This is a genomic window from Ahrensia marina (genome assembly GCF_001293565.1).
Taxonomy (GTDB): Bacteria; Pseudomonadota; Alphaproteobacteria; order Rhizobiales; family Rhizobiaceae; genus Ahrensia; species Ahrensia marina.
Map to the genome: position 1 here is coordinate 18,877 of NZ_JXMU01000032.1, position 10,649 is coordinate 29,525.

At 44.6% G+C, this 10,649-nt stretch carries 13 protein-coding genes; 3 read left to right on the forward strand and 10 right to left on the reverse strand.

The features are described 5' to 3' along the window. Nucleotides 1–5: 5 nt before the first annotated feature. From SU32_RS15885 to SU32_RS15925, 9 genes are all read right to left on the reverse strand, one after another. A complete protein-coding gene (locus SU32_RS15885) occupies nt 6–1,007 on the reverse strand; it encodes a L,D-transpeptidase family protein (protein WP_054000366.1) in 1,002 nt (333 codons plus the stop codon). 50 nt (nt 1,008–1,057) lie between these two features. Further along, on the reverse strand, nt 1,058–1,726 hold the full coding sequence (locus tag SU32_RS15890) for a L,D-transpeptidase (RefSeq protein WP_054000367.1): 669 nt from the start codon (nt 1,724–1,726) through the stop codon (nt 1,058–1,060). 78 nt (nt 1,727–1,804) lie between these two features. Beyond that, complete coding sequence (locus SU32_RS15895) at nt 1,805–2,365, reverse strand: L,D-transpeptidase (protein ID WP_054000368.1); 561 nt, start codon at nt 2,363–2,365, stop codon at nt 1,805–1,807. Between the two features lie 61 nt (nt 2,366–2,426). Next, nucleotides 2,427–2,762, reverse strand: coding sequence for a hypothetical protein (locus tag SU32_RS15900; RefSeq protein WP_054000369.1), 336 nt, complete (start codon nt 2,760–2,762; stop codon nt 2,427–2,429). A gap of 113 nt (nt 2,763–2,875) precedes the next feature. Continuing rightward, on the reverse strand, nt 2,876–3,403 hold the full coding sequence (locus SU32_RS15905) for a hypothetical protein (protein WP_054000370.1): 528 nt from the start codon (nt 3,401–3,403) through the stop codon (nt 2,876–2,878). 78 nt (nt 3,404–3,481) lie between these two features. Continuing rightward, nucleotides 3,482–4,087, reverse strand: a complete 606-nt coding sequence (locus tag SU32_RS15910) for an SCO family protein (protein WP_054000371.1) — start codon at nt 4,085–4,087, stop codon at nt 3,482–3,484. Then, on the reverse strand, nt 4,084–4,569 hold the full coding sequence (locus SU32_RS15915; RefSeq protein ID WP_054000372.1) for a copper chaperone PCu(A)C: 486 nt from the start codon (nt 4,567–4,569) through the stop codon (nt 4,084–4,086). Before SU32_RS15915 ends, SU32_RS15910 begins: the two co-directional genes overlap by 4 nt. Further along, on the reverse strand, nt 4,562–5,293 hold the full coding sequence (locus tag SU32_RS15920; RefSeq protein ID WP_054000373.1) for a DsbA family protein: 732 nt from the start codon (nt 5,291–5,293) through the stop codon (nt 4,562–4,564). The genes SU32_RS15915 and SU32_RS15920 overlap by 8 nt, the downstream gene beginning before the upstream one ends. Beyond that, entirely contained in the window at nt 5,290–5,727 is a 438-nt protein-coding gene (locus SU32_RS15925) for a disulfide bond formation protein B (RefSeq protein ID WP_054000374.1), read from the reverse strand. The genes SU32_RS15920 and SU32_RS15925 overlap by 4 nt, the downstream gene beginning before the upstream one ends. Before the next feature lie 310 nt (nt 5,728–6,037). On the opposite strand from SU32_RS15925, the gene SU32_RS15930 reads away from it, so the two are divergent. Then, on the forward strand, nt 6,038–6,964 hold the full coding sequence (locus tag SU32_RS15930; protein WP_054000375.1) for a cation diffusion facilitator family transporter: 927 nt from the start codon (nt 6,038–6,040) through the stop codon (nt 6,962–6,964). 8 nt (nt 6,965–6,972) lie between these two features. On the opposite strand, the gene SU32_RS15935 is transcribed toward SU32_RS15930, so the two are convergent. Beyond that, nucleotides 6,973–7,782, reverse strand: a complete 810-nt coding sequence (locus SU32_RS15935) for a ZIP family metal transporter (protein ID WP_245625559.1) — start codon at nt 7,780–7,782, stop codon at nt 6,973–6,975. 219 nt (nt 7,783–8,001) lie between these two features. On the opposite strand from SU32_RS15935, the gene mntR reads away from it, so the two are divergent. Further along, nucleotides 8,002–8,475 (forward strand): manganese-binding transcriptional regulator MntR, encoded by a 474-nt coding sequence (mntR, locus tag SU32_RS15940; RefSeq protein WP_054000377.1) that lies wholly within the window; start codon nt 8,002–8,004, stop codon nt 8,473–8,475. Nucleotides 8,476–8,591: 116 nt separating this feature from the next. Beyond that, nucleotides 8,592–9,182 (forward strand): transglutaminase-like cysteine peptidase, encoded by a 591-nt coding sequence (locus SU32_RS15945; RefSeq protein WP_054000380.1) that lies wholly within the window; start codon nt 8,592–8,594, stop codon nt 9,180–9,182. Nucleotides 9,183–10,649: the final 1,467 nt, after the last annotated feature.

Consider the following 10,649-nt stretch of genomic DNA (forward strand, 5'->3'; position numbering starts at 1 on the left):
TAATTCTATTTGGGCAAGAATGGATCAGAAAGCGCCGCCTTTGGTCTACTAACTGGCACTTCTGAAGAGGACGTGCGCTTGGATAAAAAGTCTGCTCCCTTTTCTTGCAAAATGTTGCGGTACTTCGGATGCATTCCACCATCAGAATAGGCATATGTCTTGGCATAACCTTGCATCAACAATGATGTCACAGCGTTCAAATCATTGGCAGTCCTTGCCGCTACCAATTCTGGCGCAGGTGCAAACGTAGGGCAACTGTCCAATACATTTTCAGGCAATTCGCCTTCAGCCAAATGTCCGAACCGATAGCGACCTTCACAAAAATTAAAGGTTGGAGGCTGGCGGGTGACTTGAAAATAATCATAACCCTTTTTCAAATCTAGCCAGAAATCAAAATTCGGATCGTTACGATAAGCAGCCAAATTTTCGGGCTCCATTCTGAAGGGGTACGATTGGACCTGAAATGCTGTTTGCCCTGCTTTGAGAGACTCACGCACAATGGAGTAGAGTTCTGCTACATATTCGTCTGTTATGGCAAAGCATCCTGAAGAAGAACATGCGCCATGGACCATAAGCGCTGTGCCAGTGTAACCTTTGGCCCGCTCTAGCTTATTTGGGTAACCCAAATCGAATGAGAGGTAATACTGGGAGTTCGGATTAAGACGGCTATAGTTCACTTCATAGAAACCTTCAGGAGCCTGCCGGTCGCCCTCAGCTTTTTTGGGACCGAGTTTCCCCGACCAGCGACACATCGGATATGTGCGCAGCAGCGTATATTCTCCGAATTTGTTACGCTTCCAAAGCTCCAGTTCACTTTCTTTCTTGAAAATTCTAACTAACACCGGATCTTTTGCCGACATCCCTTTATCACGCATATCGGCAATCACTTTTGCCGGGATCGAGATCGATCCCCTATCTGTCAAATCCAATGTATTGCTTACACAACCTGAAAGGAATACAGTGTTAAGCAATAGCAAGGAAATATGAAGTCCTGTGCGAATTTTCATTTCCGAATACCCGATTGAAGGAACGCGGCCAACTTTGTGGCATGATCTTTTTAGATAACAATCAATTGATTTTTACCTGAGACACGCTGATAGAGATCAATAACATCATGATTGATCATTCTGACACATCCGCTGGAAACTGCCTTCCCGATTGTCCAATATTCCGGCGTTCCGTGTATGCGATATAAAGTATCTTTTCCGTCCTTAAAAATATATAGCGCTCTGGCGCCCAGTGCATTGCCCAACCCGGGCGGCTGCCCGCCATTTTCTGCGCTCCATTTTTCTAGTTCAGGCTGTCGCGCAATCATTTCTGCCGGTGGTGTCCATGTCGGCCATTTCTGTTTCCACTGAATTATTCCGTCGCCTGACCATTCAAAGCCTTGACGTCCCAAACCGACGCCATACCGCATTGCCTTCCCGTTAGGCTGCACCAGATGAAGGTAGAATGACTTTGTATTTACAATTATTGATCCAACCGGATACTCGGTTGAAAAATCTACCTGGCGGCGCCAAAATTTACGGGATACTTTGGTGAGATCAATCCCGGGAATAGGAAAGCGCTCCTGTAGGAGCGGGCCGTACATGGACTGATAGTTTGACGGAATTTGCGCTTCATCTTCAACAACCGGTTTTGGGATATCACTGGTCGTCGAACACGCAGAAAGAGGTATTATAGATAGTGAGGCTGAACCTAACAGAAATTGACGTCGCTTAATCATAGTGATTACTCTGAATTGCACCGCAATCTTTCTTCATCAGTCGCGGCTAGTTAACTAAATGTGGTCTAATTTTTGAAACTAGACGACTATGACTTGAAAGCCGATTGAAACACGCTCGTACAGGTCTTCGACGTGTGCATTGAGCATGCGAATACATCCATTAGACACAGAGCGACCAATTGTGGCTGGTTGGTTGGTGCCATGAATGCGATAAAGTGTGTCCTTACCATTTTGGTACAGATATAGAGCTCTTGAACCCAATGGATTAGCTGGTCCTCCGGGTACTCCATCCGCAAAACGAGCATACTTTTGCGGTTCTCGTTTAATCATATTTTTGGTCGGGGTCCAACGTGGCCACTTTGCCTTGCGACCAACAGTGGCTTTACCCTTAAATTTAAGACCAGCCCGTCCGACGCCGACACCGTAACGCAGTGCTTCGCCTTTTTTGAGTATAAGATATAGAAAGTGGTTTTTAGTATCGACGACAATGTTGCCTGCCTCATAGCCAGAGTATCTGACCAACTGGGGGATATACTTAGGGTCGAGCTCAACCTCTTTTTTGTGCGCTAATATGCCAGTTGGGCGCAGTGTAATAGTTGATGCCGCAAAACTGAATAGCACAAATCTGCGCGTAATCATGATGTATCTCCAAAAATCAATAAAAGTTCTCCGGTAGCACCGGCCTGCATGAAATTGATTTTTAGACTTTTGGAGGACGCAACAAGTTATAGCGCTTCTCAAAAAACGGAAATTTTAAATTTGTTGCAATTTCAAGATGCGAATTGATCAACAATTTTTGGTTGGTGTCTTCGGGCTTAATAAATACAGCGTGGATAGCGCAATGGTCATTTTCGGCACCATCAAAATCCATTTGTGATTGATTATCAAAAACCTTGTCTGCTTGTGAGCTACCCCCAAACTCAACATGGTTTACCACAAGAGATACAGACGCTCGTATTGCAGAATGCACAGTGAAGATCATGCCCATCAATAGCACAAGTGCGCACAACAGAGTATTTGAACTTCGTACAGCCATCGGATTCTCATACACTAAGCATTGTCAACACGCAGTTAACAATTACGTGAAAGTTAAGCTGTGCCATAAATGAAATCACAGCATTGCCTATGTCGCAAAGCATGTTGAATATTCTAGCCATCGTCATTTAGACCATGGTGATGATCTGTGGGATCAGTGCCAAACGGCAAAACTAGGGCAGATGCGCCAATCGAATCTTGATTGGCAAATTGAAACCGCATATCCAACTTATCGTTTTCACTATTGCTGAGAGCCAATGCATCAACAACAAGACGGAATAAACCTGATGCGACCACAAATTCGCTTTTAGGCGGGATCAGCTTCGGCATCCCAATATTTTGCCATTTCGGTTCCTGACTTTCTTTTTCATATTTTTGAATGTTAAAATTCCGACCCGTGCCATTTGTAATCTGGGTTAAATAGATATTCGTGTCTGTCCCGTTCCATATTGTGAAATATCCATGGGCGTATTGCGATCCCCGCAAGGGTTTTATTACTTCAAGGTGTTCTACTGCTATCTCATTGTTGAGTATTGTTTTCGAGCCGGTAGTCTCATTTGACCAAATCTTACCAGGTGCCATAAATGTAACAAAAAGGAAGCATGCGGCGAGAGACCGTTTTGCACGAGATTTAAACTTCATACTCTTGCTCTTTCAATTTATGAAGGTACTTCGCCGACTTTGCGACCATGTACATCGGATCTGCCAGTAGGCAGTTATCTATTTCTCTGATATCGTCCGCTTAATCTTTGGAACAGCAACTTCTCTAGGCTCATGATAATCAATCGTACGCGCAAAAGTACCATCGGAGCGGTACAAAAAGACACTTGATGAATGATCCATCGTATATGTGCCGTCCTCCGACTCCTTGCGCTGATATGTAACATCAAAAAAATTGCCTGCAGCAGCCAACTGACTCGAATTGCCAATCCACCCCTCAATTTTGGAATTAAAATTGGATAGGTATTCAGCGACAGTCTTTACATCATCACGAGCTGGATCAACTGTAATAAAGACGACATTGAGGGAATTCGCTAAATCCCCTAACTCCTCAATCCATGTAGAAATTTCAGCAAGGGTGGTCGGACAAACATCGGGACAGTAAGTGAAGCCGAAAAAAAACATTGTTGGGTTGCCTACCAGATATTCTGGTGAAACTACCTTTCCCAAATGGCTTGTCATTTCGAAATTCATATTCGAAAGCGATGAACGAAAATTTTGTTCCGTTCGCATTTCGAAGGGCCCGTCAACTTGCCACCACCCTAACGCCAATGTAGCGGATAAGATTGCGATTGTGGCTCCAACCGTTTTGACAATCGACCTCATTTTTCACCTAGACTCCGTGCCCCCATGCCCAGAACAGGAACTTCAACTATTTTTTCCGACTTATCCTCAAATACCAGCTTCAAAGAAAATTTCTTGTCTTTCACAAGTGCCTTCTTCAGCTCCATAATCATAATGTGATGATTGCCGGGTGCGAATTCAAATTTCTCGCCCGGAGCTAAATCGATGCTTTTTAAAGGTCTCATTGTGCTTATGCCTTCAGCATTTACCACTGTTTGGTGCATAGAAATTTTACCAGAAATTTCTGACTCAATCGCACTTACAACAATGGGCTGATCCCCTGTGTTTTGTAATGTCATATAAGCTGCAGTGGGCCGCATCGTGCCGACGCTGGCTCTTGCCCACGAAGATTGCACCTGTACCCTTCCACTCTGAATCATATCTTCAGCCACAGACATTGATGGCGAGAACGCTACAAAAAGTGTGCTCAAAATTTTTGAGGTTCGGGATAAATTTTTAATCACTTACTTCTCCACTTTCACTCTGATTGCGCGATTTCTCAACTTCTTTGCGAACCTGCGAAACAAGTTCGTTTGCGCCGAATTGAGACAGCGGTTCACCGTTTATAAAAAAGGTTGGTGTCTGCTGCACTCCGACAGTTTCCACATCTTTGCGATCCTGATTGAGTACACCAATTACACTGGGAGACTTCATTTGTGTCGCGGCCTCTTCCAAATTCAGCCCAGCATTGGCAGCGATCGCTAATATTGAGTCGCTATCCGGAGCACCGTGTGATGCCCACTCCTCTTGGCTGTTAAGCAGCGCCTCTTTAACTGGAATAAAAAGATTTTGTAATCGTGCGGCTTCCAATATGAGAATAGCTTTCTCAGACGCTTCACCATGAAAGGGTGTATATCTCACGACAACCCTTACATCATCCGGAAACTCAGCCATAATACGTTTGAGAGTCGGATAGAATGCGCGGCAAGCCTCACACGCCGGATCAAAAAATTCAACAATGGTCACCGGTGCATCTTCCGCGCCCATAATTGGCGAATATTTTCGCACCAGCACCTCCTCAAACTGCGCACTTTTGGAATCCGCACTTTGCGCATTCTGAGTTACCTGACTGTTTGCCATGTTCGGAATTTGCTGCTCAATGCCCTGTTGAAAGACAATCCAAATGCCAACCAAAAACACACCGACTGAGATTAAAACAGTACCTACAATTAGAGTTTTCCTGTTCATTTAATTGCCTTTCTAAGGGCTAAAAGGAGCGTTGAAATTAATGCGAAAGCGACCACAGCCAATCCTGGCAAAGGGATGCTGAAAACCAGCATCGAGTTACCGATGCATGAAGGGCCACTTGCCTTACAGGGCACGATGGGCATTGGTAAAATCCCGGCATAAAGCAGCAAGTGGTAAAGTGCGACAAGCAAACCAATGATTGATAATGGGAAACAATACCGCCAGATTTCCCAATCAGATTTCCAAACTGCTATTCCAAGAATAATGGGCAATGGAAGCATGAAAACACGCTGAAACCAACACAGGTTGCACGGGGTTTGGCCGAGTACTTCACCTATGAACAGCGCAGCAAGCGAAGCCACCAACGCCACAAGCCAGGCAAAAAAGAGGTACAGAAAAGCGCGCCAATTTGCATTTTCTTTGTCAATATTCATTAGCGTGTAAATGCTCCTCGAGAATCAACTATTGTGTTGAACCTACCTAACATCCTATTTTTCATCTAAGCGCACAACGACGCAGCAATCTGGGTATAAGTTCATAAAGGCCTGTCTAGAACCTAAAGCTGGTAGAGGTTCAAGCGTTTTTTTAGGTTAAGGAATTTAGTCGGAACCAATGACGTGTTGGCGTCTTAGTATTCAATGGAAGAAATAACGATTACGAGTTTTCACTGCGTTTTACAATAATTCTCGTTGATCATAAATTTGATGGTATGATGTGCTTCTACCAAATGAAAGATTAGAGGTTATGCCGAATAATCATTCGCATATTGACGCAAGTTCTGGCGATAAACGCGTAGGAATTGCAATTTTCGCCAACGGATTGCTTACGGTAGCTCAGATTATTGGAGGGATACTCTCCGGTAGTCTCGCTCTCGTTGCCGATGCTATTCACAATTTTTCGGACATGGCGTCGCTGATCATAGCTTTTGCCGCGCGCAAAATTGCGCGCCGTCCCGCAGATAGTAAAATGACATTTGGCTATGGGCGGGTCGAAATTGTCGCGGCTTTGATAAATTACACATCTCTCATCCTCATCGGATTCTATCTCGTTTATGAAGGAGTGATGCGTCTAATAGATCCGCCGGAAATAGCGGGCTGGACTGTGGTCGTTTTAGGAGGTGTGGCACTGGCCGTTGATACTTTAACAGCAATGCTAACCTACTCCATGCAAAAGGGAAGTGTTAACATTCGCGCGCTCTTTTTGCATAATTTGTCTGATGCCTTAGCATCGATTGCAGTCATCGTTGGCGGCACTTTGATACTTCTTTATGATGTGCGATGGGTTGACCCTGCGATCACCATCGGAATTGCCGCCTACATCCTTTATTTGTCATTCACAGAGATTGGCGGGCCAATCAGAATACTCATGCTCGGTAGCCCACCAGATATTGATACCCAGAAAGTCGTGAATTCGATAGAGATGATCGATGGCGTGATGGAATTACACCATGTTCATTTTTGGCAGATGGAGGAAGATGAAGCAGCGCTTGACACCCACGTTGTTATAACTGCGGATCATTTCAACAAGCTCGAAGACATTAAATCTGACATAAAAGCCACACTTGAGGAGAAATTTGGAATCCATCACACCACCTTGGAATTTGAAAAAGCAGAACACAGGCATGAAAACGCGTCTCAGATTGGACACCAAAATCCAGGTACATCAATCTGACGGCCCGCTTACCCGAGCCACACATCTAAGAAGAGCATGATGACTAAACCGACCGACAGTCCCATCGTAGCGTGGTTCTGATGTCCGTTACGATGAGTTTCAGGGATAATTTCATGGCTAATAACGTAGAGCATTGCGCCAGCGGCGAAAGCGAGCCCCCACGGCAATAGGGGTTGTGCCAATACGATTACGCTGGCGCCAAAGAGGCCGGTTATGGGCTCGACTAAACCGGTAAGCGCTGCGATTAGAAATGCTCGTTTCGCTGTGTACTTTTCACCGAGTAAAGCAACGGCAACGGCGAGTCCCTCGGGCGCGTTTTGCAACCCGATACCCAGTGCTACTGGAAACCCGCCTTCAAATCCTTCTGCACCAAATGACACTCCTACCGCAAGTCCTTCTGGAGCATTATGGATAGTGATCGCAATAATAAAAAGCCATACCCGCCTGAGTGAAGCGGCCTCGGGTCCCTCTCGTCCTGAACTAAAATGTTCATGCGGAATCAATTCATTCATCAACGCTACCGCACCCATACCTATCAAGATGGCCACACACACAATAAACGCAGGCGTAGCACCATCACCATATCGGATTTCCGCCACATCCAAGGCTGGAATAATCAATGAGAAGAATGAAGCAGCAAGCATAACTCCTGCTGCGAAACCAAGGGCAACATCACGCAATTTTTGTGATGGTGTTCTACCAAACAAAACCGGTAAAGCTCCAATACTGGTCATAAGTCCGGCAGCCAGGCTCCCTAAAAATCCCAGTGCAATTGGTGACATGCTTTCGGTCATACTAAAAATTTCACTGCCGTTCACATTAACTCCTTACCTATGCCTAAACGCTTATTGAGCGTTCATTTACTTCTATTGCGCCGGTAGTGGGTGCGTCGATGGAAGAGCTAATTAGCTTCTTATTATAATTATAGCAATGGCTATATTATACGGAAACTATTAAACTTGATAGCCTTGGTATCATTGCTTACTGTGACATTCACCCAAATACTTGTAGCATTTTGTTCAGTGAGATGACTGAAAATGAAAAAAACTACCGCGAAAGCACTGAAGTTCAACGAGAGCGAACTGCAGGTTCATGGGTTTCGTCAAACCCGCCACAATCGTCGCTTAGAACTTGTGGAGGATTACGTTGAACTAATTGCTGATCTGATCGAGAAATATGGCGAGGCTCGCCAAGTTGACATAGCCAAAGAGCTTGGTGTTGCCCAGCCGACAGTATCGAAGACGTTAAAACGGCTTGTTGCAGAAAAAATGATAATTCAACGGCCCTATCGAGGGGTCTTTCTGACCGATAAGGGCTCTAAGTTGGCAAAATACTGTCGGCAGCGCCATGCACTCGTAGAAACCTTTTTAACGGCGCTTGGTGTTCCTTCCGAAGTTGCAAAGATAGATGCTGAAGGTATTGAACACCATGTCAGCGATCAAACAATTTTTGCATTCAAGAGATTTCTCAAATCAAGACAGGTGACGGAGATACGCAAGTCATCAGTATAGTAAACATTTTCATTCAAATTATTTTGCATTTTCATTTAATTTAAGCGATTGTTTTTGCTAGATTTTCAGATTTTTAGAATATCCTCCAACTTGACAACAGGATGAAGGATAGAATTATGCTGCGCGCACTAGTGATGACCACAATTATGATTTGCTCAACGATGTCAGCAAATGCCAACGCTTTCCATCTCAATCCCAGTCAGACAAGAACTAGCCTCAGTATGCGCACGTTTGATCAGACGACAATACCAATTGGTTACTTTGAATATTGCAAGCGTTATCAAGAGCGTTGTGCGCGGCCAGCTGGTGGTTCGATAATCGAATTAACGCAACAACGATGGAACGAGATCGTTAATGTGAACTATCAAGTAAATAGTACCGTCGAACCATTAACTGATCCAGAAATATTCGGAGTAGAAGAACTGTGGGAGTACCCAACAAATTTTGGGGATTGCGAAGACTACGTTCTTCAAAAAAGAAAAACTTTGAATGAAATGGGCTACCCTCTTGGATCGTTACTTATAACTGTTGCCCGGGATGCCCAAGGTGGTGGACATGCCGTACTGACTGTTGTCACAGATAGAGGCGATTACATCCTAGATAACGTGGAGCAGAACGTCATGCTTTGGCAAGATGCCGAACTATACTACTTAAAACGACAGTCCGGATCAGACCCTAACTTATGGGTTAGTTTAGTGCAGAACTAAGGCCACTACCGATGTGTTCTTTAGTGTTCAGTTAGCAAGCGCACAAACGCTGACAAAAATAATGGATTGCCTAATTATTTTTGACTCGACATATAAGTTTCAGTTGATGATCGAAATTTTGTTAGTTTCTTTTTGAATGTGTGTGAAGCTACTGGCAAAAATCCCGCCAACTAGAGCAAAAAGAACCACTAAGACTAAAAAATTCCGCTCACGTCTCTTTTTGATAAAGACGGAATTGATCTTGGGAACGGTGGTATCTTTTGCCATTTTATTATACTTCATTTTATTGCTGCTCAAATGATTGGTGTCGGTATTTACGCGGATAACTCAAAAACAATTAGGTTTGCAATAGCAGCTCATTTTCTGAAGCTTCGAAGTTTAGATTACCCGACATTCATCCAAAGGGTCAACTGGCTGCATAATAGGGATTTTATAAAACCATCGACACGTCACACGCGACCGTTGTGTGTGGGCAAACCTAGCCAAAGTGATCCCAGCATTCCGATGATGCAATGTGCCCAAAACTCCGCCATAACTGTTGGTTAAGGTCATCCACCTCTTAATATACCAAACTCAGCCTTAGCAATATCCAGCGCTTAATTATCCGGATACAAAATTGTAATCCCACCAAACAACAATCCCATCCCAGCCAACGACAATTCGATCCCGCGAAACAGCAATCGCATCCCGCTTAAGTGCAATTCGATCCCATCTAACGACAATCCAATCCCGCGTTTCGACAATGCGATCCCACGTAACGACAATCCAATCCCACCTAACGACAATGCGATCCCGGCTAACGACAATTTTTTGCCTGTTATTTGGGTAAGCTTCCCTGCTAATTCAAAAATTTCTCCTGCACTACACAGCAAAGAACTTAGCTCCAAGCCATTGAATATTCGTGGTTATTTGGAGGATAAATGGCAGACACTGCCTGTAAAACCGAGATTTCCCTGTTAATTCCCATAAAACAGGGAAAACAGGAATAACAGGATATCAGAACAGAGACTAGTTCACAGATAACTGCTTGCACAGCCACTCAGTTTCCCAGTTCCACACGACAGCACATCTCTTCGAGATAGCGTCGACTATTCAATGACTTGCGGCATTGTAGAGATAACAGAGACTCCTATTCTTGCCATTTCTGGCTCTCTAAACAGAGAACGTCTCTGTCAGGTTTTTTCGGACTGACAGTTTGGGAATTGCGATGCAAAAAGCATCGCTTTGAAGTTGAATCGCTGCCGCATACCGGACTTCAAAGGGAGATGACGAGCTAAGAAGTCGGCAATGGATTGTGCGGGATGCTGATTTGAGTATGGAGTTAAAGGCGCGCAACAATCTCGCGCTGAGCCTGCCAGTTTGATGGCAGCGGGTTTTGACCCAGCCATTTGGATGTCAGGCCAGTTGGCTGATCACCGGTCATGATGGACTTGACGATATCCGGTGCGATGAATGCCAGATCAATGA

Coding starts and splice junctions, on each gene's coding strand:
- SU32_RS15885 (WP_054000366.1), bottom strand. CDS start 1,007: ATGAAAATTCGCACAGGACTTCATATTTCCTTGCTATTGCTTAACACT.
- SU32_RS15890 (WP_054000367.1), bottom strand. CDS start 1,726: ATGATTAAGCGACGTCAATTTCTGTTAGGTTCAGCCTCACTATCTATA.
- SU32_RS15895 (WP_054000368.1), bottom strand. CDS start 2,365: ATGATTACGCGCAGATTTGTGCTATTCAGTTTTGCGGCATCAACTATT.
- SU32_RS15900 (WP_054000369.1), bottom strand. CDS start 2,762: ATGGCTGTACGAAGTTCAAATACTCTGTTGTGCGCACTTGTGCTATTG.
- SU32_RS15905 (WP_054000370.1), bottom strand. CDS start 3,403: ATGAAGTTTAAATCTCGTGCAAAACGGTCTCTCGCCGCATGCTTCCTT.
- SU32_RS15910 (WP_054000371.1), bottom strand. CDS start 4,087: ATGAGGTCGATTGTCAAAACGGTTGGAGCCACAATCGCAATCTTATCC.
- SU32_RS15920 (WP_054000373.1), bottom strand. CDS start 5,293: ATGAACAGGAAAACTCTAATTGTAGGTACTGTTTTAATCTCAGTCGGT.
- SU32_RS15925 (WP_054000374.1), bottom strand. CDS start 5,727: ATGAATATTGACAAAGAAAATGCAAATTGGCGCGCTTTTCTGTACCTC.
- SU32_RS15930 (WP_054000375.1), top strand. CDS start 6,038: ATGCCGAATAATCATTCGCATATTGACGCAAGTTCTGGCGATAAACGC.
- mntR (WP_054000377.1), top strand. CDS start 8,002: ATGAAAAAAACTACCGCGAAAGCACTGAAGTTCAACGAGAGCGAACTG.
- SU32_RS15945 (WP_054000380.1), top strand. CDS start 8,592: ATGCTGCGCGCACTAGTGATGACCACAATTATGATTTGCTCAACGATG.